Genomic DNA, 26,993 nt, shown 5'->3' on the forward strand with positions numbered 1-26,993 from the left:
ATCAGAACTGATAGCGTAAGCCAATGTTACCACTGACGCCCTCACTGTTCCCTCTGCTGTTACCCAAAGAGTGAGAATAACGCGTATCCACATACATATTAGCCTGCTTCCCCAGCGGCAATTGCAACCCGGCCCCCAGTTCGCCGGTGGTTCCCGGTGTTTTGTCTTTAATGTAATCAGAGCCGACGCGGGTGCCCTTATCTGAATTCACAAAATCCTGAATCACATTGGCGGTAAAATACACTGTGCCCGGCGCAGAGCCCGGTGTGCCGGAATTGCGGGCGAGTCTCACGCCTGCCCGTCCGCGCAGCCCGTGGCGGTTATCCTGATCAACCTTAATACTGTGATCCGTTGTAAATGAACTGAATGCCCGGTACTGATAAATTAACTGCGCCTGCGGTTCAATTAACCAACGGCTGCCGGTCTGTTCATTCTTTGTCACTGTATAAGGCTTGCCGGCTTCGGCAGACAATACCGCGCCATAAGAATGGTTACTGCTTTCTGACTCTCTGCCCGAGGTGTATTTGTTACGGCTGTAGTCGAGATTTGCCACAAAATCGGTATAAGTACCGTCTTCACTGTACGCAGTGGTATATGCTCCGACAGCAACAGTATCTGTTTGTCCCTTACCGCTGCGGGCTTCATAGATATCATACTTTTTGGTGTCCTTATTAAAGCGCACCGATTTTCTGTCATAAAAACTCAGATTATCTTTCAGGTAAGATACCATCACACCACTGTGGCGCCGGGTTTTGCTCTCTTCATCTTCCGTTATACTGATATCATAGCCAAACTGCGCACCCCATAATTTGGACTGATAGCCGTAACGATTTTCAGCATTTACACTTTCCAGGTTGCCGGTTAACTTACCCCACATCTGATTATCAGCTTGTGCAGATGCTCCCCAACGGGCTGTCTGCTGCTCACCAACCCGCTCATGCAATGATCGGATAAGGTTGTAACCCAGCTCCATATTTGCACGCGGCATCAGATTAAAAGCGGGCACTTCCGGTTTTTTAGGATCAGGATCTGGTCCCGGGTTTGGTCCCGGGTCTGGTTTCGGGTCTGGTCCCGGGTCTGGTTTCGGGTCTGGTCCCGGGCCTGAATCATTTTTCTTCGGCAGCTTCCAGACATAATTATTATCACCTGACTGCACTAACAGTGCCTGCCCGGCGCCACTGGTATCAGCAAAACCATAAAATGCATTAGCGCCCGCTGCATGATCACTGACCGTCACAACCGGCACAGAATACTTATCCAGTTTTCCCTGCTCCACATCCCCGATAATCCCGTTTTTAGTTTCAACGCGGGTAAATCCGGTGGCAGTACCGTTAATATTGAGTTTATCTGTGTATGATGAATCATCACTGTTCCAGATGGTATTTACCCGCAATACACCATTACCGGCAGGATACGGATTAGCAACGGAGGGCATGTTTATTCCGCCCAGATAGTCTCCGTTGATAGTCAGTGAAGTCAGTTTTGCCGTATCTGTCAGGGATTTATTATCTGTCAGGTCAATCACACCACCACTGTTTTTTACATTACCGGTCAGTATCAGTGGCGTTACAACATCATTCTCTTCATGATAAGCCAGTAACGTGCCGCCGTTAGTCAGAGACAATTGCGTCAGGGTTGAATCCCCGGCAAGACGCCAGCGGGCAGCAGCACCATCAACAACCAGGTTAATAACAGACTGTTTGTCATCAATCTGAGTCATGCCGTTAAAATAAGAGCCGTCCAGCATATTCAGTGCAATTGTCCCGCCCTCTGTGGCAAGCAGAGTGCCGTCCAGGATGAATTTTCCGCCGCTTTCTTTAATATCATTTGTAATATCAAGACCATTATTATCAATGGCATAGTTGCGATAGCCGCTTTTAATCAGCGATTTTTCACCTTTACTGTGCATCACCACACTGCTCACATCCGCCACATTGCTGAATGTCACATCGCCGTTAAGCAGGATAGTTCCGGGGCGTACTTCTGCAGCATCACCAGCGTTATTGGTGCCGATGTTCTGTTTTTCAGCTGAGGCAAAAAGATAGTATTCATTGGATGGTGCGCTGACAGTGACATTATCACCCAGCTGAATCAAACCACCTTTATTGGCATAAACAGCGGCGCTGCGATATTTGCCTTTTGATGCGGCAGCAGAAGAAATAGTGGCGCCTTTGCCGATAAAGACATAAGAGTCACCTTTGTTATTATTACGATATCCCCGCAAAGCCCAGTCTGCAGCACCAAAACCACTGATATCATCATCGCGGTTACCGGCATAGACCGCATAGCCATCACCTTCCAGACCATTATCCGTCGATTTTCCTGTCTGCCGGATAGTGTATCCGTCCCCCAGCACAATGACACTCTGCGAACCTTTACCCAGGTTATTATTTGCCCGGACAGCCATGCCTTCCGCCTCGATCACACCATTTTCTCCCGAAAGCACGGCGATATTGACTGAGGGGTTATTACTTGAGCCGGGTCCGCCACGGGCGCCTAAGTTAATGCCATCCGAACTGCTGCCGGTTGTTTTGATATTGACACTGCCGGATGCTATAAACCGGCTGCCGTTGTTACCGTTACTGAATATCGCATCAGATTTAGCACCGGTTGTATTAACAGTTACATTATTCAGTTTGTAATTACTGTTGTTCAGATATATCCCGTAGCCTGTCAGTGAAGGAGTAACGGCTCCTCCGCTTGTTGTATTAACAATGACGTCATCGCCTTCCGATGTACCACAGTAATACAGCGTGTTATTACACATGACGGTTCCGGCATAACCGGACAACGGAAGTAAAACCGGAACGACAAAAAAGGAAATAGAACAGACCGTTTTCATCTTCATATTATTGCCACCTTGTAATTAGTAATTTACATATAAATATTTAGAGGTGATTTATATATAATTTGTATAATTACTTATTGACAGACAAATGATTATTTTACGCGTAATTAGAGTAAAACTACGTAGCGATAATTTATTTATAAATGAATGAATTATTTCAAGACATTGATTTTATTGACGCTTTTAAATGTTGGAATTATGTTTTTATTTAATTGTATATGTTATAGCCATGAATATTAAATATAATGGTGAATAGTGGATTATATTAAAAAACGATAATTTTAAAATAATCAATTCTCTATATTATTTAGAATCATTAATTCATAAATTTACACAATCAGTAATACATAGACATTACTTCACAGACTCACAGGAAATAGCAAACATTAAAAATAGAGATTTTAAAAAATCCCCCTCCCTGTATTTAAAGAATCATTAACTCACTAACTTACACAATTTGTAACGCATGGATATTATTTAACACAATTACCGTAAATGGATTATATTAAATATCATTACGCAAATTCTCCATTAATTGGTTAAATGAAACCCGTACATTTTTATACGTGATATCTGGTTCATCACTGTGGACTATCCACATTGCGCATTCATATAACCCGCCATTAATAAACAGCGCCAGCACCTGCGGTGAAACCTGCTTTATCAATCCCTTTTCCATCAGATGGGTAAGACGCCGGGTAATTCCCTGCACACACGCCAGTTCATTAGATTTAAGAATGGAATAATCCAGTACCGATGCCGCATCACGAAACATAATACGCTGCACTTCCGGCTCCAGACTCATTGCCAGATAGCCCTGACAGCGCGCCTTGAATGCCTGCCATTCATCCGTTGCTTCTTTTTCTGCCATATCCAGGCGCGCATCCAGTTCCTGATCCAGATTCTGTAATACCGCCAGGAATAAGCCCCGTTTGTCCCCGAAATGATGATAAAGCGCGCCACGGGTAAGACCCGCCTGAGCGGTCAGGTCATCCATCACTGTCGCGGCATAACCCTCTGTACCAAACTGCCTGCGGGCAGCAGTAATCAGCTTTTTCCTGGTCTCTTCTATCATCTCTACGCGTGGTTTATGAACCATCTTGTCACTCCGGGGGTTAACATATTTCATCTGCTCACTATATCACTTTTTAATTGACATACATCGCGTATATCAATAGATTCACATACGCAATGTATGTTAATTACCTGTCCATTGAATCGTATTACCGCCGGTGACGGCGGCAGTGACAAAATATATTTATCCCCCTGAAGGCGAAAACGGGCGGATATTCTGTGAGGTTGTTATGTTTAGTTCCTATCGCGTCATCTTTCAGCATCCCGGCTCCCGGGCGTTCTCCGGCGCGGGTTTCATCGCACGGATGACCGTCGCCATGATGGGGATCGGGATCATTACGATGATTGCGCAGTTGCGTGATTCCTTCTTTATGGCAGGTATCACCGCCGCTGTTTATACCTTTTCTGCTGCTTTCTGTGCGCCGATGATAGCCCGCCTGGTGGATCGCTACGGACAAAGCCGTATTCTGCCAAAAAGCATTATCATCAGTGTGCTCGGTACCATCGCACTCCTGTTGTGTACTGTTTATGACGCGCCGGACTGGGCTATCTGGCTTTCCGCTGTATTTGTCGGGGCTATCCCGAGTATGCCGGCGATGATCCGCGCCCGCTGGACACACATCTATAAAGGCGATCCTCGCCTGCAAACCGCATATTCATTTGAGTCCGTACTCGACGAAATCAGCTTTATTGTCGGCCCGCCGCTTTCCGTCACACTGAGTATTGCGCTCTTCCCGCAGGCAGGCCCGCTGGTTGCCATTATTTTCCTGGTCGTCGGCACACTCCTGGTAGTCGGCCAGAAACGCACAGAGCCGCCGGTACATAAGCGGGACGGACTGGCAAAAGGCACAGTGCTGCGCCTGCCGGCGATTCAGTTACTGATGCTGGCACTGCTCGCGCTTGGTGTGATTGTCGGGACAGTCGATGTTCTGGCGGTGGCATTCGCCAATGCGCAGGGATATCCGGAAGGTGCCAGTTATGTTTTATCCGTTTACGCCGCCGGTTCCTGTATTGCCGGGTTTATCTTCGGCGCAGTCCGCCTGCCCTTCAGTTATACAAAACAATTTGTCTTCACGGCCGCAGCAACACTGTTAACCACTCTGCCGTTGCTGCTGGTCACTGATCTTACCGGATTGGGGCTGACGATGTTTGTCGCCGGTTTCTTCTTCTCACCGACCATGATCCTGGCCATCGGATTTGTCGAGCGGGAAGCACCGCCTAACATGCTGACAGAAGGCTTCACCTGGCTTATCACCGGGCTGGCTGTCGGGGTTGCTCTCGGCTCTGCCGGTGTCGGGATGATTATTGATACCTATGGTATCGGTACCGGCTTCTTACTTGCTATCGGTGCCGGTGTCAGTGTCCTGCTCATTGCTGTTGCCGGTTATGTTTTCGTCTTCAAAAATGATAAAAATACCGGCTATAAGTAACATAAATAACTTTTAGCATAACCTTTGTAACCAGACCGCACATTTTTACACTTCACCGGAGTGTGCGGTTTCTCTGATGTCACCGAAATTCTTTGACACAGGTCAATTTTAAGCGCCTTATTCCGGAGGAAATCTATATCTAGTGCTATATAATACAAAGCACACAAGATGTAGTATTTATTCACAGTGTTATCCACACCCCCCAAGAGAGGCATTATTGCTGGCTTTTGCCTGTGGATAACCAAATTTCCGGAGAGAAGCAAAGTGCACACTATCGTGATTAAGCGTGATGGATGTCAGGTCAATTTTGATGAATCGCGCATCCGGGATGCCATTAAAAAAGCTGCTGAAGCCGCGCAAATTAATGATAATGACTACTGCTCTCAGGTGGCGTCTCATGTCACTTCGTTAATGAAAAACCGGGAAAATGTTGATATCCGTGAAATCCAGGACGCGGTTGAAAATCAGTTAATGTCCGGTAATTACAAAGAGTTAGCAAGAACCTATATCGAATACCGTCATGATCGTGATGTCGAGCGTGAGCTGCGTGGCCGTCTGAATAATGAGATCCGCGGGCTGGTCGAGCAAAGTGATATGTCCATTCTCAATGAGAATGCTAATAAAGACAGCAAAGTTATTCCGACACAGCGCGACCTGCTGGCGGGCATCGTGGCTAAACATTATGCAAAACAGCATATTTTACCGCGTGATGTTGTAATTTCACACGAACGTGGTGAAATCCACTATCACGATCTGGATTACGCGCCGTTCTTTCCGATGTTTAACTGTATGCTGATCGATTTAAAAGGCATGCTGACTCATGGCTTTAAAATGGGTAACGCCGAGATAGAGCAGCCTAAGTCCATCTCTACCGCGACTGCGGTAACAGCACAAATTATCGCACAGGTTGCCAGCCATATTTACGGCGGCACCACCATTAACCGGATTGATGAAATTCTGGCTCCGTTTGTTGCCGCCAGCTACAACAAACATCTGAAAACGGCTGAAGAATGGCAAATTCCTGATGCAAAAGGTTACGCCGATTCCCGCACCGAAAAAGAGTGCTATGACGCATTCCAGTCACTGGAATATGAGGTCAACACCCTGCACACGGCCAACGGACAAACCCCGTTTGTCACCTTTGGCTTCGGGCTGGGAACCTCTGAAGAATCCCGGATGATCCAACAGGCGATTTTACGCAACCGCATTGCCGGACTGGGTAAAAATCATAAAACTGCGGTCTTCCCGAAACTGGTGTTTGCCATTAAAAAAGGTCTGAACCATCAGTACGGCGATCCTAATTATGACATCAAACGCCTTGCATTAGAGTGCGCCAGCAAGCGCATGTATCCGGATATTCTGAACTACGACCAGGTTGTAAAAGTGACCGGATCGTTTAAAACGCCGATGGGCTGCCGCAGTTTCCTCGGCGTATACGAAGAGAACGGCGAACAAATTCATGACGGGCGTAATAACCTCGGGGTTATCAGTCTGAATCTGCCGCGTATTGCAATTGAAGCACACGCTGATGAAGAGCAGTTCTGGACGCTGTTGGATGAACGCCTGGCTATTGCCAAAAAAGCGCTGATGACCCGTATTGCCCGGCTGGAAAATGTCAAAGCCCGTGTCGCACCTATCCTGTATATGGAAGGTGCCTGTGGCGTGCGACTGAAAGCGGATGACTCCGTAACGGAGATCTTTAAAAATGGTCGCGCATCCATTTCCCTGGGTTATATCGGCATCCACGAAACGATTAATGCATTGGCGGGTACAGATACCCACATGTATGACGATGAACAGCAGCGTGCGCTGGGTGTGGCAATTATTGAACGTTTACGCCGTGCGACAGATGAATGGAAAACAGAAACCGGCTACGCCTTCAGCCTGTACAGTACACCAAGTGAGAATCTGTGCGATCGCTTCTGCCGTCTGGATACCGCTGAGTTTGGTGTGATCCCGGGCGTGACAGACAAAGGCTATTACACCAACAGCTTCCATCTGGATGTTGAGAAAAAAGTTAATCCGTACGACAAACTGGATTTTGAAGCCCCGTATCCGCCACTGGCGAACGGTGGTTTCATCTGCTACGGCGAGTACCCGAACCTTCAGCACAACCTGAAAGCCCTGGAAGATGTCTGGGACTACAGTTACGACCGCGTTCCGTATTATGGTACCAACACACCGATTGATGAGTGTTATGAATGCGGCTTTAACGGGGAGTTTAACTGTACCAGCAAAGGATTTGTCTGCCCGAAATGCGGCAACCATGATGCCGCCCGCGTGTCTGTGATCCGCCGTGTATGTGGTTATCTGGGCAGCCCGGATGCGCGTCCGTTCAACGCCGGGAAGCAGGAGGAAGTAAAACGCCGCGTGAAACATCTGTCAAACGGGCAGTTAGGCTGAGTATATGAATTATCATCAGTACTATCCCGTTGATGTCGTCAACGGGCCGGGTACACGCTGTACATTGTTTGTTTCAGGCTGCGTGCATCAGTGCCGCGGCTGCTATAACCAGAGCACCTGGCGCACCGATTCCGGTGCGCTTTATACACCGGAACTGGAAGCGCAGATTATCGCCGATCTCTGTGATGAACGGATTAAACGTCAGGGAATTACACTGTCAGGCGGTGATCCGCTGCATCCGCAGAATGTCCCGGTGATTTTGGCACTGGTGCAGCGTATCCGCCTGGAATGCCCGCCGGAGAAAGATATCTGGATGTGGACCGGCTATAAACTGGATGAACTGAATGATGCTCAGAGGGAAGTTATTGAGCACATCAATGTATTAGTCGACGGGAAATTTGTGCAGGATCTGCATGACCCGATGATTATCTGGCGCGGCAGTTCAAATCAGGTTATTCACTATCTGCGCTGATCCGCGACCAGTGCAGCTTCTTACCAAACCCCAGCGTGTTATTAACCATTTTTATCTCATCGAGCCGCAGACCCCAGACCGGGGTCTTTGCAGCGATGGCAACCGGGAACCGCCGGCAATATTGCGCCCGTGCCTGTTTTTCTGCTTCATCTGACAGAACAATCACTTCACCGCAAAACTGGATCCCGCGAATTTTAGCGACAGTGACTGTCTGCGCAGAAACGGTTCCCGCAACCTGCGGGTTCTGCTGCATCATGGTACCGTGTTGTGTATGAGGTTCAGTGAGGAAATACAGCAGCATGGCGTCAGTATCAGCCACATAGAAGCAACTCGCGCACCAAAGCTCTCTATCCGCCGTGGTACATAAGGTAAAAACATGATTTTTCTTCAGATAGCGTCGGATCTCTGATAAATCGTGCTGCCCGTCCATATTGATCCCCAAATAAAACCACACCGGGTGATAGTATATCATCCGGTGCTGGTTCAGACAGTCCCGGATATCCGGGCTGTTTTATGGCAGGCTTCAGTGATTATTTATAAATTTCCGCAGTACCGGTCATCAGGTTTTCACCACCAGCGGAGATAATACGGAAAGAAGACGCACCAGCTTCATCAGCTTTTTTGGACAAGGCAGCAGTGACATTTGCCAGGGTGTCAACATTGCTGACAGATACAACGCCTGCAGGTACAGATGTACTATCCTGTACTTCAGTTGCAGCCATTGAACCAAATGAAACAGCACTTAACGCTAAAACAGCAGGGATGATTGCAGACATTTTCATAATATGATTCCTTAGAATTTTAATAATATTGTGAGACGTTTTTAGTCTCTCTCTGTGATGTGAGTCATACTATGCGCTTTCGACAAAAAAGAAAATTAGCTATTTTTGCCATAGTTATTCAAAATATTTGATGATAATAAAATTAATTAATCACCCGGCAGAATTACCATGGGGAATATCATTGATTAATTAGTTACTTGCGTGATTATAACCCGACTAAAATCAACAAAATATTCGCCTTTCATATAACCATTAAAACGCACGATTAAACAAAAATGACCCGTAATCCAGATATAAAAATGTGGTTTCTTTACATAATCAGAACAGAATCCGGCTCACTTTATACCGGAATCACCCGGGATGTCGCAAAACGGTTCGCGACACATCAGTCCGGGAAAGGGGCTAAATACCTGCGGGGAAAAACAGGTCTGGGCGTGGTTTATCAGGCAGCACTGGCTGATCGCGCTCGTGCGTCAAAGGAAGAGTACAGAGTTAAACAACTGACGAAAAAGAAAAAAGAAAGGCTGGTCACTGACCAGCCTTCTGATTTAACCGCATATCTTAACGGTGGTGATTATTCACAACTATCAAAGTGATCTGAATAATTGACTAAGCCATGGTAATCATCTGTGGCATCGTTATCCAGCGGGTGAATAAGAAAGTATGCGGCGCTGTCCGGCCATTTGCAGTGCAGATCAAATTCTGCTGCCGGTTTAAAACCCCATTTGGCATACATTGCCGGGTCACCGAGAACCACGACTGCGCCGTAACCGAACTCATTGAGGCTGTCCAGCCCTTCATAAACGAGCTGGCGGGCAATTCCCTGAGCGCGGTACTCTTCTGCTACTGCAAGCGGTGCAAGCCCCACCCACTGACAATCCTCGCCTTCCACATCAACCGGGGTAAAGCCGGCATAGCCGACTACCTGTCCGTCATCATCAGTTGCCACCACGCCCAAGGTCAGCAGTGCATCCTCACGCAGTGCGTGCAGCAGGTCAGCCTCATTATCACGACCAAACGCCGTGCGCAGCAATGCATCAATACCGGCGGCATCAACCGGGATCTCTGTGCGGATCAACATGACGGCACCGCGGTGTGTGATTGCGCGGCCTCCGCTTCCATGCCCGCCTGAATAAATTCAGCCAGCTGCATTAACGCACTGCGCAGCAACGCAGGCATGGCATCGAGATCAATCGAATCCATCAGGTTCTTAACATACAGCCCCAGCTCGGTATCACCTTCAATACGCAGGCGGCGCTGGAAAAACAGGGTATCCGGGTCTTCTTTACGGGCAGCAATCAGTACCAGATCATTGGCATTACCGCTGAAACTGACATCTTCCTGTTCATCCGCACTGACCACCAGCCGGCCATTCTGATTACTGATAAACCAGCACAGCGCCATATCGCGGACTTCCACTTTCAGCCACTTGTCTTCCAGAAAATCGAGATCGCCTTCTGTCATCGCCTCTTCAAACTGACGCGCCAGAACTTGCTGAAGAACCTGTTTTTGCAGGGTAAACGGCGTTAATTTCAGCGGAAACCGCAATAACGCAGGCCCGTTTTGCACGAGCGAGGAACGAATTTTGGCAAACACCGTACTGACTCCTTAATCTGAATTCCTGCATCATTGTGCCAGAAGATTGCGTAATAACTCAGGCTTCCGGTCAAATTTTCGCATTATTCACTCAATTATATACCCAACGTCATTAGAATTGCAGGCAGGCGGCAAGCTCCGACCGCCGGGGAGCATAGATAAACTATGTGACCCGGCTGGCTGAGCGCGGCCAACAAACCTGCGGTTTGAATGAATAAGGATATATACTCTAAATAATCCGGGATACATGCATGTGGCAGACAACATCCCGCCTATATGCACGAAAACGGTATTATTTTTTGCGACAAATTGTTCACTAACCTGCCTCAGGTCAATACCTTTTTTAGCCTGCCATTTACAATTTCTGATCATTTTATTATTCAGTCTGAGAGTCTCACCATGGAACTGTTGTGTCCCGCCGGTAACTTACCCGCACTGAAAGCCGCCGTCGACAACGGCGCAGATGCGGTTTATATCGGTTTAAAAGATGATACCAATGCCCGTCATTTCGCCGGTCTGAATTTTACTGAAAAAAAACTCGAACAGGCGGTGGAGTATGTTCACCGTCATCAGCGCCATCTGCATATTGCGATTAATACCTTTGCGCATCCGGACGGATTCAGCCGCTGGCAGCGTGCCGTGGATATGGCAGCAGATTTGGGTGCGGATGCACTGATCCTCGCTGATATTGCCATGCTCGAATATGCCGCAGAGCGCTATCCGCATATTGAGCGCCATGTCTCCGTTCAGGCGTCTGCCACGAATACCGAAGCTATCCGCTTCTATCAGCGCAATTTTGCTGTCCACCGCATTGTACTGCCGCGTGTGCTCTCCATTCAGCAGGTAAAACAACTTGCCCGCACCAGCCCGGTGCCGCTGGAAGTCTTTGCTTTCGGCAGTCTCTGTATTATGGCGGAAGGCCGCTGTTATCTCTCCTCCTACCTGACCGGCGAATCACCGAATACGGTTGGTGCCTGTTCACCGGCACGATTTGTCCGCTGGCAGGAAACCCCGCAGGGACTGGAGTCCCGCCTTAATGATGTACTGATAGACCGCTACGGTGCTGATGAAAACGCCGGTTATCCGACACTGTGCAAAGGTCGCTACTGTGTGGACAGCAAACCTTATCATGCCCTCGAAGAACCAACCAGCCTGAATACACTGGAATTACTGCCGGAACTGATGGCGGCAAATATTGCTTCCGTGAAAATTGAGGGTCGTCAGCGCAGCCCGGCGTATGTCACTGATGTGGCGAAAGTCTGGCGGCAGGCGATAGATCGCTGTAAAGCCGACCCGGAAAATTATGCCCCGGATGACGCCTGGATGCAGACGCTGGGCAGTATGTCTGAAGGGCGTCAGACCACACTCGGCGCTTATCACCGCAAATGGCAGTAACGGGGAGAAAAACAATGCAATTTTCATTAGGTTCAGTCCTCTATTACTGGCCGAACGCAACGCTGGAGCAGTTTTATCAGCAGGCGGTACAAAGCAGTGCCGATATCATCTATCTCGGGGAAACCGTGTGCAGCAAGCGCCGGGAAATGAAACCGGATAACTGGATAGATCTCGCAAAAACGGTGGCGAAAAACGGCAAACAGGTGGTTATCTCCACCCTGGCAATGCTCCAGGCGCCTTCCGAACTGAAAGAGATAACCAAACTGGTGGATAACGGCGAATTTATGCTGGAAGCCCATGATTTTGGTGTAATTAACATGCTGCATGAACGCGGGCTGCCTTTTGTGGCAGGACACGGACTGAACTGTTATAACGCACCCGCACTGAAAATCCTGCAAAAACAGGGCATGATGCGCTGGTGTATGCCGGTTGAATTATCCCGTGACTGGCTTGTTAATTTGCTGAAACAATGCGAAGAGCTGAAGATCCGCGACAAATTTGAAGTGGAAGTGATGAGCTACGGACATCTGCCGCTGGCCTATTCCGCCCGCTGTTTTACGGCGCGGTCAGAAAACCGCGGTAAAGATGAATGCGAAACCTGTTGTATTAAGTACCCGCAGGGGCGCAAAGTACTCTCACAGGAAAATCAGCAGGTCTTTGTACTCAACGGTACACAGACCCAAAGCGGCTACTGTTATAACCTCGGTAACGATCTTCGCTCAATGCAGGGATTGGTGGATATTGTGCGCATTTCACCTGATGCCCCGGAAGATATCGCCGTTATCGACGATTTCCGCCGCAACCGGGACGGCACACAACCACTGGATCTGACACAGACAAAAGACTGTAACGGCTACTGGCGCAACATTGCAGGTCTTGAATTGGCGGAGTGATATCGCATCCATCCCGTAATGACAGTGAAAAACGAATTATTCACTGTCATTTTCATTTCCCGAACCGGTCAGTAAACCGCTGAGAACTGACCCTTCTGGTCATCTTCGAATTACAGTTGGGGCACAGATGCTCCTTTTTACCCTCTATCGTCCATGTATGATATTTCTTTTTAAAACCTTGTCCGCATACACCGCAGCGCCTTGGTTTAAAAATCGTATTAATAACAGCAAGAAAAATAATAATACCAATCACCCATTCCATGAATCTGCCCCTGAAATACCTGAAACTGAAAATTTAACTTTAATAAAAAAAATAATGTATTAAAGTGTTCTGCGTACCAATAATACTTAAATTATATTTAAGTTACATACCCATCATCATTCAAGATACAGGAGCTTTATCATGGGAATCAAACCAGGACCAAAACCTGTTGCTGATACAACAGGGAAAGAAGATAAAAGACAGCGTGTTACCCCTGAAAATAAGGGAAAACACCCTGGTCTTAAACCACATGAACATAAGAAAGGCGATTAATATCTGCCTGTCATTGATTAAACCATCAATGGATAATGTTTATTATTATAAATAAATCATAAAGTTAAAATTTATTTATAAAAAAGGGCGAACCCTTATCGTTTCGCCCGTTTGTTTATTATTTTTACCTGCTTTATATCATACTGATTTCTTATGCTTTCGCCGGAACATCCGCCGCAACACCTGAGTTATATGGCGCAGTTCGCCGTCGCGCAGCATGCCGATAAACACACCGATCACTGTGTAAATAATCCCCAGCACCAACATCATAATAATATCGCCCTGCACACTGCTGAACGGCAGATCAAGCTGGTTAATCCCCGCGATGGCTTTTGTCGCCCAGGTGGACGGCAGCGCCGAGGCTATAAAACGTACCCATTCCGGCATCGCCTGTAACGGCCAGATAGTCCCGGACATGTAAAATACCGGCGTGGTGACAAATGCCAGCGTCAGGTAAATCATCTCCACGCTGCGCAGACATTCTGTCACCAGTTTTCCCAGTCCGAGAACTGCCAGCAGGAACGGGAAAGTCAGCAGCCACAATTCATACATCGGCGCTTCCTGCCGGTAGCCCAGCACCCACGGCCAGAGTGCAAAGAAGACTGTCGAAAGAAACAGCCATATTGGCAGCAGCGCACTCAGAGCGCCGAGATAGACCGCCAGCGGAGGTTTCCCTTTCGGTGTACCGCGCACCGCGATACTGACCCGCACACAGGCGATCAGCAGGGAGTGCTGCAATAGCATTACCAACAAACCCGGAAAAACAATCGCCGCAAAACTGACGCCCGGGTTATACATCGCCACTGTCTCTGCCTGAATAGGCGAGATAATCAGTGATGCCTGTTCCGGACTGTATCCGGCATTCTGTAAAATCCGCGTATTGTAACCCGCCAGCAATTCCTGATACGCCTTACCCAGTTCCTGTTGGATCTGCCCGCTGGCGAGGCGGTTTGTCGCATCCCCGAAGACCGGTACAGTGATATTTTTACCCTGAAGGACATTCTTTTCGAAATCTGCAGGAATGATAATAATGGCGAATAACTCACGCATTATCATATCCTGCCGCGCGGTATTGAGATTATCGTAACTGTGCAATTCTACTTTTGCGGTCGCATCAAGATCGCGGATAAGTGAGCGGCTGGCAGCAGAGTGATCCTGGTCTATTACAGCAACCGGTAAATCCCACAGTACAGGACGGATATACACCAGACTCATAACACAGAGTGATACCACCAGCAGCATCCACATGGGTTTTGCCAGCATCCCGAGCAGGACTTTCACGAAGGTCTGAAAATAGAGTTTCACGCCGCACCTCCCTGCAATGCCAGCCGTTTCGGCAGCCGGTTACGGACAAAAAACGCACTCACTACCGGATAAATAAGCAATACCGAGCAGACATACAAAATATGCTGCAATGACACTTCGCGCAGGAAGATATCGAACATCGCGTTAAGGGCATGGGTCAGCGGTTCAAGATTAGAGATAATCCGCGCCGGTAAAATCATCGACAGCTCAGGCACCGCCATCCCGGAGAATGCCATCGCGATACTCACCAGCATCCCGATCATACTGTAAGCCATAATTGCATTGCTGGTGAAGGTATACAGCAGCAACCCGACACTCTGTGCCGCCATCACATAGAAGAAACCGATAAGTAACATATACAATGGGTTACCTGCCATTTTCGCACCGGAAAATGTGACCAGTGCTGCGAGTTCAATCATCAGGAGGGTGGTGAAGAAAAAAGTATAAGGTGCCAGTTTTCCGAGCACGCCGCTGAACAGCGGTTTAATGGATAACAGCATGGTTCCGCGTGACATACTGTAGATAGTGAGAGTGACCACAAATAATTGCAGCATGTGGATAGTCGCCGCAAACTGCTGATAATAAATGTAACTGCCGCTGGCATTAAACAGACTGTCATAGGTCATTGTCACCTGCGCCAGCCTTGGTACCGTTTTTCCCATCTCTGTGGCAAGTGTGGCGCGGTACTGCGCATTCAGTTCTGTAATCAGCCCGCTGAAATCCTGGATAGCATAGCTGCCGGAGGCATAAAACAGCGCATTATAATACATCCTCACTGTTGGTTGTTTCCCGGATAACACATCACTTTCAAAGCGTGCGGGGATCATCAGCATCGCGTAATCTTCCGCGCTGCCTATCCGCTCCAGTGCAACAGACGGATCATCATGCGATGTGACGCTGGCGTGAGAGCCCGCATTCAGATTACGCACCAGCGTGCGTGATAACGGACTGTGATCGTAATCAACAGACGAAACCGGCAGGTTCAGTAATGTACCTTCCGAAAAATTTGCACTGATGAGCGTAAACAGAATCAGCGGAAACAGCCAGCTCAGCCAGTGAAAAACCGGGCTGCGGATAGCCTGGCGTGTTTCTTGTGAAAACGCGCTGCGAAAGCCGCGCCAGATTGACGGGAATCTCATCACAGCAACCTTATTTATCCCAGCGCCATAATGTGCTCATTCCCGGTCTTAACCCGTCAACCGGCTCCGCCGGGTACAGGCGGACCTCAAAGGTTTTCAGGTCAAAATCCCCGGTGGCACGGGTGGCACGTTTAGTGGCGTAATCCCCCATTGGCGCGATATAGCGGATTTCAGCTTCAATTTCCTGATTATTCAGGGCAGGAACCGTAAGCGTGATTTTGTCGCCTTTCTTCACATTTGCCAGGATATCTTCCCGCAGGTTATAAACAAAATAGGCTTCCGGAAGACGGATGATCGTCACCAGCGGGCTACCGGCGTTAAATAATTCACCAATTTCTGCCGGTATCGGACCGATTTCCCCGGTCACAGGGGCTGTCACGGTTAACTCATCCTGCTGTACTTTCAGTTCAGCCAGTTTTTGTTCTGCCTGACGCAGCGCGGCTTCATAACGCAGGCGCTGCTCGCTCCGGTCACCGTTTTTTGCCTGATCAAGCTGCGCTTTCGCCGCCAGTACACGCTGCTGTGCCACATCACGCGCACGGCGTGACTGGTCCAGCTCGGTTTTTGAGACATATCCCTTGCCGGACATACTGCTCATGCGCTGAAAATCCCGCTGTGCATTTGCCAGCTCAGCCTGTGCCTGTGCCAGTTGCGCAGCATAGTTACGGACACTCTCTTCACGGGTGCCGTTCAGCGATTCGGTTAACTGCGCCTGTGCCTGATCACGTGCCGCCACCAGCGATGCAATCTGGGCATCAAGCTCCGGGCTGACCAGACGGATCAGTGCCTGCCCTTGCTTCACATCATCACCACGTTCAATCAGCCGGTCAATTACGCGCCCTTTTGCTTTAGAAGCAACAATGACTTCAGGCGCATCAACTTCTCCCTGCAATAAAAGATACTGGTTATGCGCGCGGAAAAGTGCCGCCATTGCAATCAGTACCAGCATCAGAAGGATCAGGAAAATGGTTCTTTTTTTCATTATTAATTTCGACCTTAATTATCACGCCAGAAACTACCAGAAGGGAAACGCGTCAGTATCACTGATTCTTCAGTAAACTGCTTAGATCTTTGTGCGCTGAGTCACAATGTATCAGCGATAATATTAACCTTACACCCCTGCGGTACAACTACTTTTGATATAAAATCTCAGTTAGTTACAAATAATCTTTCCCGGACGAGCAATCTGATAGCGAAATGTATGATCCTAATCTGATTTTCCTGCTACTCCAGCAGATGTGTGTGTATCTGGTCATTGCCTGGGTACTCAGTAAAACGCCCTTGGTGCTGCCGGTGTTGCAAGTCACCGTCCGCCTGCCGCATAAACTGATGTGCTACCTGATTTTTTCCGTTTTCTGTGTCATGGGCACCTATTTCGGGCTGAATATCAATGACTCAATCGCCAATACCCGGGCCATCGGCTCCGTACTCGGCGGGCTGCTTGGTGGTCCGTCAGTCGGGCTGTTAGTGGGTTTTACCGGCGGACTGCACCGTTATTCCCTCGGCGGAATGACCGCGTTCAGCTGTATGATATCCACCATTGTGGAGGGGCTGATTGGCGGGCTGGTTCACCGCTACTATATGAAGCGCGGGCAAATCAATAAATTATTTAATCCCTGGACGGCAGCGGGTGTTACCTTTATCGCCGAGCTGGCACAGATGGCTATTATTCTGTTACTCGCCCGCCCGTTTAATGAAGCACTGAACCTGGTAAAAGATATTGCCGCACCGATGATTATCGCCAATACCATTGGTGCCGCCATGTTTATCCGTATTCTTCTGGACAGACGTGCCATTTTTGAAAAATACACCAGTGCGTTTTCCGCACGGGCACTGAAACTGGCGATCAGTACTGACGGCATACTGCGCCAGGGGTTTAATGAAACCAACAGCCGCCAGGTGGCGCAGGTTCTGTATGACGAACTGAATGTTGCCGCCGTGGCGATCACAGACAGAGAAAAACTGCTGGCATTCATTGGTGTCGGTGATGATCACCATCTTCCCGGTACGCCAATTGCGTCCCCTTACTCCCGCCAGGCTATTATCAATAATGAAGTGGTTTATGCGGACGGTAATGAAATGCCTTATTGCTGCTCGATTAATCCGCATTGCAAACTCGGCTCCACCCTGGTTATCCCGCTTACCGGGGAAAACAATCAGGTGGTGGGCACCATCAAGCTGTATGAAGTCAAAAACCGTCTGTTCGGCTCCATTAACCGGACTCTCGGGGAAGGGATCGCCAGCCTGTTATCAGCACAAATTCTGGCCGGGCAGTTTGAACGAAGTAAGCAATCACTACTGGAAACAGAGGTAAAACTGCTGCACGCACAGGTGAATCCACATTTCCTGTTTAATGCCCTGAATACACTTCAGGCGGTGATCCGCAGAGATGCGGAACAGGCCGGAAGCCTGGTTCAGAATCTCTCGACATTCTTCCGTAAAAATTTAAAACGTCCGGGAGAAATTGCGACACTGGCAGCCGAAATTGAGCATGTGAATGCTTACTTACAAATAGAGAAAGCCCGCTTCCGCGAACAACTCTGTGTGGAGATAGCCATCCCGGATGCATTGAAACATACCAGACTGCCGGTCTTTTCTTTGCAGCCTATCGTCGAGAATGCAATAAAACACGGTACATCACAGATATTTGAGCAGGGAAAAATTACCCTGACAGCGCATACAGAAGGCCCTCTTCTTGTCGTCAGTATCACTGACAACGCCGGGCTGTACTGTCCGGACGGAATAAGCGACGGACTGGGAATGAGCCTGGTCGATAAACGCATCAAGGTCCGCTATGGTAAACAGTACGGTCTTAGTGTTCACTGTGTGCCCGAAGTACAAACAACGATTACGCTGACCTTACCTCTCGATTCATCGGCAGGTACCACTGTGCCGCCTGATAACTAAAAAAATGATAATGACACAATGAATGTTTTAATTGTTGATGATGAACCGCTGGCCCGTGAAAATCTGCGCTTATTGCTTGATGCATACCCTGACATCCATATTCTGGGTGAATGTACCAATGCCATTGATGCAATAGGTAAAATCCATCGTCTGAAACCGGATGTGGTGTTTCTGGATATTCAGATGCCGCGTGTCACCGGTCTGGAGATGGTGGGTATGCTTGATCCCGGTCACCGCCCGGCAATTGTCTTTCTGACCGCCTTTGAAGAGTACGCCTTGCAGGCGTTTGAGGAAGATGCATTTGATTATCTGCTTAAACCGGTGGAAAAAGAGCGGCTGGATAAAACCCTGAACCGCCTGCGCCAGGGACAGGTTCGCCCGGCGGAATTACCCGGGCAGACAGAACAACTGCGCTATATTCCGTGTAGCGGGCACAATCGTATCTGGCTGATGCCGGTTGAAGATGTGGTGTATGTGAATTCGCGTATCAGTGGTGTGTTTGTGATGAGCGCACAAGGGCAGGAAGGCTTTACTGAACTGACGCTGCGCACCCTTGAAACCCGGACTCCGCTGCTGCGCTGTCACCGGCAGTATCTGGTTAATCTGACCCGGCTGCGGGAAATCCTGCTGGGCGATAACAGCCAGGCAGAGCTTATCCTGAGTAACGGAGAGACTATCCCGGTCAGCCGCCGCTATCTCAAACCGCTGAAAGAGGCGCTGGGGCTGGTTTAGTATTGATTTGTCCTGATATATACCCAACGTCATTCAAGATGCAGCCAACGAACCTGCAGTTTGAATGAATAAGGGTATACATAAAAAAAGCCCGGCGGAGAATTTCAATCTCCTGCCGGGCTTTTTATGATTCAGAGAATCAATTATGCATTGTTGCTGCCGTTACTGCTGCTGCTGCGACGACGCGGAGCGGCACTGCCGCCTTCATCACGACGGACGCTGCGGCGCTCGCCATTACCACGGTCACCTGCCGGACGATCAGAACCGCCTTCACGACGATTAGCACCACCGAAGCTGCGGCCGCCATTGCCTGCGTTTCCGCCATTACCACCAGTACTGCCGCCGGGGCGACGCTCACGGGTAAATGGTTTTGCATCACCGACTAATGTCATGTTCATTGGTTTGTTCATGACACGGGTACGGATGAAGTGCTGCAACATATCAGTAGGCATGCCTTTCGGCAGTTCGATAGTTGAGTGCGTATCGTACAGTTTGATGTTACCGATATAACGGCTGTTAATATCGCCTTCGTTAGCAATCGCGCCCACGATATGACGAACTTCAACACCATCAGTACGGCCCACTTCAATACGGTACAGTTCCATATCGCCAACATCACGACGTTCACGACGCGGTGCTGCAGAAGAAGCGCCACGGTCAGCCGCAGCACGGTCGCTGAAACGATCACCACCACGGTCGCCACGGTCATTGCGGTCACCGCCACGGTCATTACGATCACCACGACGACGATCATCACCGCGGTCATTACGGTCATTGAATTCACGACGCGGACGACGCGGTGCATCCGGTGCCAGGATAAGCTTGCGCTCACCTTCAGCCATTTTCAGCAGCGCTGCTGCCAGCGTTTCCATGTCGATATCAACTTCAGTCTCATCACCTTCAGATGAAACCAGTTTCTTCAGCAGGCCACGGTACTGATCCAGATCACTGCTTTCCAGTTGTCTGCGGATAGTTTCAGCAAATTTAGCCTGACGGCGCTGACCAATCAGGTCTGCATTTGGTAACTCAACCTCAGGAATAGTCAGCTTCATGGTGCGCTCAATGTTGCGCAGCAGACGACGTTCGCGGTTTTCCACGAACAGCAGTGCACGACCTGCACGACCTGCACGACCGGTACGGCCGATACGGTGAACATAAGACTCAGCATCCATAGGGATATCGTAGTTAACAACCAGACTGATACGCTCAACATCCAGACCACGGGCGGCAACGTCCGTTGCGATCAGGATATCCAGACGACCATCTTTCAGGCGCTCCAGTGTCTGCTCACGCAGTGACTGATTCATATCACCGTTCAGTGCCGCACTGTTGTAGCCGCTGCGCTCTAAGCTTTCAGCCACTTCCAGGGTTGCATTTTTGGTACGGACGAAGATAATCGCCGCATCAAAATCTTCAGCTTCCAGGAAACGTACCAGTGCTTCACTTTTACGCGCACCGGATGCAGTCCAGTAGCTCTGGCTGATGTCCGGACGGGTTGTTACGTTGCTCTGAATGCGCACTTCCTGCGGATCTTTCATGAAACGACGGGTAATACGGCGAATCGCTTCCGGCATTGTTGCAGAGAACAATGCCGTCTGGTGATTAGCAGGGATCTGGCTCATGATGGTTTCAACATCTTCGATGAAGCCCATACGCAGCATTTCATCTGCTTCGTCCAGAACCAGACCTTTCAGTTTGGATAAATCTAATGTGCCGCGTTTTAAGTGATCCAGCAGACGGCCCGGTGTCCCGACAACAACCTGTGGTCCCTGACGCAGGGCACGTAACTGCACGTCATAGCGCTGGCCGCCGTACAGGGCAACCACGTTAACGTTACGCATGTGTTTTGAAAAATCAGTAAATGCTTCTGCAACCTGAACCGCTAATTCGCGGGTCGGTGCCAGCACCAGGATTTGTGGCGCTTTCAGTGATGCATCAATATTGTGCAGTAATGGCAGGCCAAATGCCGCCGTTTTACCACTCCCCGTCTGAGCCATACCCAGAACATCACGGCCGGCGAGTAAGTGTGGAATACATTCTTGCTGGATTGGGGACGGTTTCTCGTAACCCAGATCATCCAGTGCAGTCAAAAGATCAGCTGATAAACCAATTTCAGCAAAAGAGAGTTCAGTCTCAGTAGTCATGTAAAGGTGCCTCATACAAAATGGCGGCCAGTCTACACAACCCTTTGGAACGCATGTCGGTTGTTTTCATTTAAAAGTGTGAACTGGCTCAAATAAGATTATTAAACGAACAAATAATCCCCCCATCACATCAGCGATGGTGAAAAAAAATGGGTTGAAGTTTGTTCGTAGCTATTGTGGATCTGAATCCGTCAGGTCCTGTTCTTCATCACCTAACAGAGCTAATTCCAACAATGCGTAGCGGTGCTCAACAAAACTGTGTGCGTTGTTGGCAACCGTCAGCTTGAATAGCGTTTCAGCGCTATCCGTATCCCCCAGACTTAGGTAATATTTACCTAAATAGAAGTAGGTTTCACTGAGATGTTCAGCGAGCGAAGTGTTATCCGTTGAGAATTCTGCGACGCGTGCCAGCAGTGTTTTTTCACTGATGTCACCCAGATAGAATTCAGCAATATTCCAGCCCCATTGTCCGCCTTTCGCCTGTTCATAACGCTGGCGTAAATCAGCCAGTGCTTTCTTCGGATCTATCTCTTTATCAACCAGATAGAGCCACAGCGAGCGAAACGGATCGTTTGGATCATCTTGATAAAACGCCTGCAGATCATCCCGCGCTACCGGATACCGGCCCCCGTAATACAGAGCGATACCGCGATTCATACGCGCGTAGTTATAAGTTGGATCAAGCTCTAATACAGAATCATACGCTTCGTAGGCAGCATCAAAGTTGCCCGCCTGCGTAAAATAAATGCCCAGGTAATTAAATATCTCCGGAATATCCGGACGCATTGATAACGCAACGGTAAAATCATTACGTGCCAATGCCTGCAATCCGAGGCTGTCATACAACACACCACGCTGATAAAGCAGCTGGGCGTACTCGTCCTCAGTCAATGACCGGCTTGCCAGGATTTGCTCCATACGGGCGAGGATCACTTCCTGCTGTAAAGATGGTTGCAAGGGTACCGCAAGAGGCTCCCGAAGGTGCCAATTTTTACCGCCGCTACATCCTGCGATAAAAAGTATAGCCGCAATGCTCCACCAACGCAGAAAAAAATTCATTTCCTACTCCCGAAGTCAGATCCTTTTAAAGGAAAATCCTCTGACTGACAATAACCGAGTGCATTTTTGCTTTTTTGCCGAATGGCGCCCTTTTTACAGGACGCCATGCCTTACGTCAAATTTTATTCAGCGTTATTCATATCAGGGGTTGCATCACAAGCAGGTGCAGCATCTTCGCTGACCGCTTCTTTCATGCTCAGGCGAATACGACCCTGACGGTCGATTTCCAGTACTTTAACCGGAACTTCCTGGCCCATCTGTAAATAATCTGACACTTTTTCAACGCGCTTGTCTGCGATCTGTGAAATATGCACCAGACCTTCTTTTCCGCCGCCGATAGCAACGAATGCACCGAAATCAACGATACGCACAACTTTACCACTGTAGATACGACCGACTTCAACTTCTGCGGTAATTTCTTCAATGCGACGGATAGCCATTTTCGCTTTGTCGCCGTCAGTTGCAGCAATTTTCACCGTACCGTCATCTTCGATTTCGATAGTTGTACCGGTTTCTTCAGTCAGCGCACGGATAACAGAACCACCTTTACCGATCACATCCTTGATTTTGTCCGGACTGATCTTGATGGTGTGAATACGTGGCGCGAACTGAGAAATATCAGCACGTGGTGAATTGATAGCCTGTTCCATGACACCCAGTATGTGCAGACGCGCACCTTTAGCCTGGTTCAGAGCTGCCTGCATGATTTCGCTGGTGATACCTTCGATTTTGATATCCATCTGCAGAGCACTGATCCCGTCGCGGCTACCTGCCACTTTGAAATCCATGTCGCCGAGGTGATCTTCATCACCAAGGATATCAGACAGAACAACGTATTTGTTATCTTCTTTAACCAGACCCATTGCGATACCCGCAACAGCTGATTTAATCGGAACACCTGCATCCATCAGCGCCAGAGACGCACCACAGACTGATGCCATGGAAGAAGAACCGTTGGATTCTGTAATTTCAGATACCACACGGATGGTGTACGGGAATTCTTCGGCTGATGGCATAACAGCCAGCACACCGCGTTTTGCCAGACGACCGTGACCAATTTCACGACGCTTAGGCGAACCGACCATACCTGTTTCACCTACGCAGTACGGAGGGAAATTGTAATGGAATAAGAAGGTATCAGTGTACTCGCCCATAACCTGGTCGAGAGTCTGTGCATCACGCGCAGTACCCAGTGTTGCAGTAACCAGCGCCTGTGTTTCACCACGGGTGAACAGTGCAGAACCGTGGGTACGCGGCAGCAGACCGGTACGGACATCCAGTGCACGAACCATATCTTTTTCACGGCCATCGATACGCGGTTCGCCGTTCAGAACACGGGTACGGACAACTGATTTCTCAACCGCTGCCAGGATATCAGACACTTCATGTTTCAGTTCACTGGTCAGCTCTTCGCCGCGCGCAGTATAATCCTGCTCCAGTGCGCTGATGGTTGTATCTTTAATGATATTAACCTGAGCATAACGCTCTTGTTTTTCAGTGATAAGGTAAGCATCACCCAGGGCTTTTTCAGACAGCTCAGCCACACGGTCGTGCAGTACCTGATTAACAGGCTCTGCCTGCCAGTCCCATTTGTCTTTACCGACTTCTGCTGCTAATGCATTGATGTTGTCGATAACAACTTGTTGTTGTTCATGACCAAATACGACTGCGCCTAACATTTGTTCTTCAGTCATCAGCTCAGCTTCTGACTCAACCATCAGTACAGCACCTTTGGTACCGGCAACGATCAAGTTCAGGCGGCTGACAGCCAGCTCATCAGTTGTCGGGTTCAGCACATACTGGTCATTGATAAAACCAACGCGCGCTGCACCAATCGGGCCATTGAACGGAATACCGGACAGTGCCAGTACCGCAGAGGCACCAATCATCGCGACCACATCAGGGTTAACCTGTGGGTTAACTGAAACAACGGTTGCAATGATCTGAACTTCGTTCAGGAAACCTTCCGGGAACAGAGGACGTAACGGACGGTCAATCAGACGTGCGATCAGCGTTTCGCCTTCGCCCGGACGACCTTCACGACGGAAGAAACTTCCCGGAATACGACCAGCAGCATATGTACGCTCCTGATAGTTAACCGTCAACGGGAAGAAGTCCTGACCCGGTTTCATTTTTTTCTGGCCAACAACGGTAACGAATACCGCAGTGTCGTCCATATTAACCATAACAGCAGCTGTCGCCTGGCGAGCCATCATACCGGTTTCGATAGTGACAGAGTGCTGACCATACTGGAATTTACGAATTGTCGGATTTAACAAAATAATATCCTTCTGGGTCTCTCACCCCGGCAGGGGCAAGCGATGAAATGGTCTCTTCAGATACATCCTCGCGACTAATGACAGCCTTTTCCGTTCGCCGGAAAGCGCTGTCATTAGTCGCGCGAATCGCTGTATTTAAAGAGTCGTTGTAAGCGGATAACAGCGAGATATGCCGCTTTCAGAAGAAAAGGGGCCATCTTCGGCCCCTTTCCACTGAAACTTGTCGAATTAGCGACGCAGACCAAGACGCTCAAGAATCGAGGTATAGCCAGCTAAATCTTTACGCTTCAGGTAAGTCAGCAGCTTACGACGCTGAGCAACCATACGCAGCAGACCACGACGGCTGTGGTGATCTTTTTTGTGCTCTGAGAAGTGACCTTGCAGATGGTTAATCTGTGCAGTCAGCAGCGCGATCTGAACTTCGCTTGAACCGGTGTCGTTTTCAGTACGACCAAAATCAGCGACAATTTTCGCTGTTGCTTCAGTGCTTAGAGACATAAAAAACTCCAATATACATTGATTGATAAACAAAATGAGTGCCGATCTCTAATTCAGCATCTCAAGGAAATTGCCGCACTATTCTACGCTGCAACGCACCTGAACGCAAGATGCGTCCGGTGCTTATTCTGCCTGTTCGGGTATGTGTTCAACCACCAGACGGCGCGGTGCGACCAATCCTTCATCACTGATGACAGCAAGACCGATAAAGCAGGCATCATTCCCTTGCGTCACGCGCGTTAACGTCTGTGCAGCAAGCTCATGCTGTGCCCGTACCGGCTGTCCCTGCTTAAAATAAGCCGCCGTCACATCCGTCAGATTAACCTGAGGAAAATGTGACACAGCAGTATCCATCGGCAGCAAAAGCGGATCTAATACCATTTCAAGCGGAGTTTCTGTTTCATCAGCATTGCTGCGCAGTGCCTGTAACTGCTCCAGGGTAACCATCCGTTCTGCCGGATACGTTGCCACCTGTAAACGGCGCAGGAAAATCACATGCGCACCACAGCCGAGCATTTCACCGAGATCATCAGTGATCGTGCGAATATACGTGCCTTTTGAGCAATGGATTTCCAGCTCCAGCTCATCGCCTTCCCGGCGGATGAACAGCAGTTCGTATACAGTGATCGGACGGGCTTCGCGCTCAATGGTTATTCCCTTGCGGGCATATTCATACAGCGGACGCCCCTGATGTTTGAGCGCGGAATACATGGACGGCACCTGTAAGGTATCGCCCCTGAATGTATCCAGAGCAACATCAAGCTGTTCCTGTGTGAAAGTCAGCGGGCGTTCGCTTATCACCTCACCATGCGCATCTGAGGTATCTGTACGCTGCCCTAAACGGGCAATCACACGGTAACGCTTATCCGAATCGAGCAGAAACTGAGAAAACTTAGTCGCTTCACCCAGGCAGATCGGTAACATCCCGGTCGCCAGCGGGTCCAGCGCCCCGGTATGCCCGGCTTTGCTGGCATTAAAAAGGCGGCGGACCTTTTGCAGCGCATCATTTGATGAAATATCCTGCGGTTTATCCAGCAGGAAAATGCCGTTGATTTCACGGCCACGACGACGGCGCGCCATCAGTTATCCTCTTTGTCGTCCGCAGATTTGCGCATATCTTCGTCATGTTTAATCACATCAGAAACGAGATTGGACATCCGCATCCCTTCGACAAGGGAACTGTCATATTCAAATTTAAGCTCCGGGATAATGCGTAAACGCATCTCTTTTCCGAGCAAAGAGCGGATATAACCGGAAATATCATTTAAGACTCTGATACCCAATTTGACCTGTTCTGAATTATGATCTTCACCTATAAAATTCAAAAAAGTAACAAATACAGTGGCATAAGCCATATCACGGGATAAATCAACACCGGATACTGTTGCCATGCCCACTCGGGGGTCTTTAATTTCGCGTTGCAGGATAATCGCAATTTCTTTCTGAATTTCCTGTGAAACGCGCTGAGACCGGCTGAATTCTCTTGCCATAGTTTCTCTCCT

Annotated in this window: 24 protein-coding genes; 9 read left to right on the plus strand and 15 right to left on the minus strand. The window is 49.0% G+C overall.

Going from position 1 to position 26,993, the window contains the following annotated elements; translation table 11 throughout:
- Position 1: 1 nt before the first annotated feature.
- Positions 2-2,848: an autotransporter family protein gene (locus ACMHKJ_RS06515; protein WP_413492673.1), complete on the minus strand. Its 2,847-nt coding sequence runs from the start codon at positions 2,846-2,848 to the stop codon at positions 2-4.
- A 505-nt stretch (positions 2,849-3,353) separates the two neighbouring features.
- Positions 3,354-3,947, minus strand: a complete 594-nt coding sequence (locus ACMHKJ_RS06520) for a TetR/AcrR family transcriptional regulator (RefSeq protein ID WP_413492674.1) — start codon at positions 3,945-3,947, stop codon at positions 3,354-3,356.
- Positions 3,948-4,152: 205 nt separating this feature from the next.
- Between ACMHKJ_RS06520 and ACMHKJ_RS06525 the strand changes: the two genes are divergently transcribed.
- The 3 genes from ACMHKJ_RS06525 to nrdG all read left to right on the plus strand — a co-directional run bounded on the left by ACMHKJ_RS06525 (position 4,153) and on the right by nrdG (position 8,227).
- Positions 4,153-5,352 carry an MFS transporter gene (locus ACMHKJ_RS06525; RefSeq protein WP_413492763.1) on the plus strand — a complete coding sequence of 400 codons (1,200 nt, stop codon included), beginning with the start codon at positions 4,153-4,155 and terminating at the stop codon, positions 5,350-5,352.
- Between the two features lie 264 nt (positions 5,353-5,616).
- Complete coding sequence (gene nrdD, locus ACMHKJ_RS06530) at positions 5,617-7,755, plus strand: anaerobic ribonucleoside-triphosphate reductase (protein ID WP_413492675.1); 2,139 nt, start codon at positions 5,617-5,619, stop codon at positions 7,753-7,755.
- Between the two features lie 4 nt (positions 7,756-7,759).
- On the plus strand, positions 7,760-8,227 hold the full coding sequence (gene nrdG, locus ACMHKJ_RS06535) for an anaerobic ribonucleoside-triphosphate reductase-activating protein (protein WP_413492676.1): 468 nt from the start codon (positions 7,760-7,762) through the stop codon (positions 8,225-8,227).
- Here the strand turns inward: nrdG and ACMHKJ_RS06540 are convergent.
- Together ACMHKJ_RS06540 and ACMHKJ_RS06545 are read right to left on the minus strand one after the other, a co-directional pair.
- Positions 8,208-8,657 carry a YhbP family protein gene (locus tag ACMHKJ_RS06540; protein ID WP_413492677.1) on the minus strand — a complete coding sequence of 150 codons (450 nt, stop codon included), beginning with the start codon at positions 8,655-8,657 and terminating at the stop codon, positions 8,208-8,210. The two genes, nrdG and ACMHKJ_RS06540, sit on opposite strands and share 20 nt — an antisense overlap.
- Positions 8,658-8,757: 100 nt before the next feature.
- Positions 8,758-9,009 (minus strand): YdgH/BhsA/McbA-like domain containing protein, encoded by a 252-nt coding sequence (locus ACMHKJ_RS06545; protein WP_413492678.1) that lies wholly within the window; start codon positions 9,007-9,009, stop codon positions 8,758-8,760.
- Between the two features lie 299 nt (positions 9,010-9,308).
- Here ACMHKJ_RS06545 and ACMHKJ_RS06550 point away from each other — a divergent pair, with 299 nt between their 5' ends.
- Positions 9,309-9,605, plus strand: a complete 297-nt coding sequence (locus ACMHKJ_RS06550) for a GIY-YIG nuclease family protein (protein WP_413492679.1) — start codon at positions 9,309-9,311, stop codon at positions 9,603-9,605.
- Here ACMHKJ_RS06550 and ACMHKJ_RS06555 read toward each other — a convergent pair.
- Positions 9,584-10,090 (minus strand): GNAT family N-acetyltransferase, encoded by a 507-nt coding sequence (locus ACMHKJ_RS06555; RefSeq protein ID WP_413492680.1) that lies wholly within the window; start codon positions 10,088-10,090, stop codon positions 9,584-9,586. The genes ACMHKJ_RS06550 and ACMHKJ_RS06555 overlap by 22 nt on opposite strands.
- Positions 10,084-10,605 carry a ubiquinone anaerobic biosynthesis accessory factor UbiT gene (gene ubiT / locus ACMHKJ_RS06560; RefSeq protein WP_067406892.1) on the minus strand — a complete coding sequence of 174 codons (522 nt, stop codon included), beginning with the start codon at positions 10,603-10,605 and terminating at the stop codon, positions 10,084-10,086. Before ubiT ends, ACMHKJ_RS06555 begins: the two co-directional genes overlap by 7 nt.
- Positions 10,606-11,004: 399 nt before the next feature.
- Here ubiT and ubiU point away from each other — a divergent pair, with 399 nt between their 5' ends.
- The 3 genes from ubiU (at position 11,005) to ACMHKJ_RS06575 (ending at position 13,428) form a co-directional block, all read left to right on the plus strand.
- Positions 11,005-12,000: a ubiquinone anaerobic biosynthesis protein UbiU gene (gene ubiU / locus ACMHKJ_RS06565; protein WP_067422334.1), complete on the plus strand. Its 996-nt coding sequence runs from the start codon at positions 11,005-11,007 to the stop codon at positions 11,998-12,000.
- 14 nt (positions 12,001-12,014) lie between these two features.
- Positions 12,015-12,893, plus strand: a complete 879-nt coding sequence (locus ACMHKJ_RS06570; protein WP_413492681.1) for a U32 family peptidase — start codon at positions 12,015-12,017, stop codon at positions 12,891-12,893.
- Positions 12,894-13,296: 403 nt separating this feature from the next.
- Positions 13,297-13,428 (plus strand): hypothetical protein, encoded by a 132-nt coding sequence (locus ACMHKJ_RS06575; RefSeq protein ID WP_268873004.1) that lies wholly within the window; start codon positions 13,297-13,299, stop codon positions 13,426-13,428.
- Between the two features lie 138 nt (positions 13,429-13,566).
- On the opposite strand, the gene ACMHKJ_RS06580 is transcribed toward ACMHKJ_RS06575, so the two are convergent.
- Genes ACMHKJ_RS06580 through ACMHKJ_RS06590 form a run of 3 tightly spaced genes read right to left on the minus strand, consistent with a single transcriptional unit; the run spans position 13,567 to position 16,854 of the window.
- On the minus strand, positions 13,567-14,733 hold the full coding sequence (locus tag ACMHKJ_RS06580) for an ABC transporter permease (protein WP_413492682.1): 1,167 nt from the start codon (positions 14,731-14,733) through the stop codon (positions 13,567-13,569).
- Entirely contained in the window at positions 14,730-15,872 is a 1,143-nt protein-coding gene (locus tag ACMHKJ_RS06585; protein WP_413492683.1) for an ABC transporter permease, read from the minus strand. Before ACMHKJ_RS06585 ends, ACMHKJ_RS06580 begins: the two co-directional genes overlap by 4 nt.
- Before the next feature lie 10 nt (positions 15,873-15,882).
- Entirely contained in the window at positions 15,883-16,854 is a 972-nt protein-coding gene (locus ACMHKJ_RS06590) for an HlyD family secretion protein (RefSeq protein WP_413492684.1), read from the minus strand.
- A 215-nt stretch (positions 16,855-17,069) separates the two neighbouring features.
- Here ACMHKJ_RS06590 and ACMHKJ_RS06595 point away from each other — a divergent pair, with 215 nt between their 5' ends.
- Complete coding sequence (locus ACMHKJ_RS06595; protein WP_413492685.1) at positions 17,070-18,779, plus strand: LytS/YhcK type 5TM receptor domain-containing protein; 1,710 nt, start codon at positions 17,070-17,072, stop codon at positions 18,777-18,779.
- A gap of 18 nt (positions 18,780-18,797) precedes the next feature.
- Complete coding sequence (gene btsR / locus ACMHKJ_RS06600) at positions 18,798-19,511, plus strand: two-component system response regulator BtsR (protein WP_413492686.1); 714 nt, start codon at positions 18,798-18,800, stop codon at positions 19,509-19,511.
- A gap of 143 nt (positions 19,512-19,654) precedes the next feature.
- Here the strand turns inward: btsR and ACMHKJ_RS06605 are convergent, their stop codons facing one another.
- From ACMHKJ_RS06605 to rbfA, 6 genes are all read right to left on the minus strand, one after another.
- On the minus strand, positions 19,655-21,655 hold the full coding sequence (locus tag ACMHKJ_RS06605; RefSeq protein ID WP_413492687.1) for a DEAD/DEAH family ATP-dependent RNA helicase: 2,001 nt from the start codon (positions 21,653-21,655) through the stop codon (positions 19,655-19,657).
- Positions 21,656-21,826: 171 nt separating this feature from the next.
- Positions 21,827-22,714, minus strand: coding sequence for a lipoprotein NlpI (gene nlpI, locus ACMHKJ_RS06610; RefSeq protein ID WP_067366060.1), 888 nt, complete (start codon positions 22,712-22,714; stop codon positions 21,827-21,829).
- Positions 22,715-22,836: 122 nt separating this feature from the next.
- The gene (pnp, locus tag ACMHKJ_RS06615; RefSeq protein WP_413492688.1) at positions 22,837-24,993 is read right to left on the minus strand and encodes a polyribonucleotide nucleotidyltransferase; all 2,157 of its coding nucleotides are present in this window, start codon (positions 24,991-24,993) and stop codon (positions 22,837-22,839) included.
- Positions 24,994-25,221: 228 nt separating this feature from the next.
- Positions 25,222-25,491, minus strand: a complete 270-nt coding sequence (gene rpsO / locus ACMHKJ_RS06620; RefSeq protein WP_067366054.1) for a 30S ribosomal protein S15 — start codon at positions 25,489-25,491, stop codon at positions 25,222-25,224.
- A 123-nt stretch (positions 25,492-25,614) separates the two neighbouring features.
- Positions 25,615-26,571, minus strand: coding sequence for a tRNA pseudouridine(55) synthase TruB (gene truB / locus ACMHKJ_RS06625; protein ID WP_413492689.1), 957 nt, complete (start codon positions 26,569-26,571; stop codon positions 25,615-25,617).
- The gene (gene rbfA, locus ACMHKJ_RS06630) at positions 26,571-26,981 is read right to left on the minus strand and encodes a 30S ribosome-binding factor RbfA (RefSeq protein ID WP_067366049.1); all 411 of its coding nucleotides are present in this window, start codon (positions 26,979-26,981) and stop codon (positions 26,571-26,573) included. Before rbfA ends, truB begins: the two co-directional genes overlap by 1 nt.
- Between the last annotated feature and the right edge of the window lie 12 nt (positions 26,982-26,993).

The sequence above is a fragment of the Morganella psychrotolerans genome (genome assembly GCF_965118875.1).
GTDB lineage: Bacteria > Pseudomonadota > Gammaproteobacteria > Enterobacterales > Enterobacteriaceae > Morganella > Morganella psychrotolerans_C.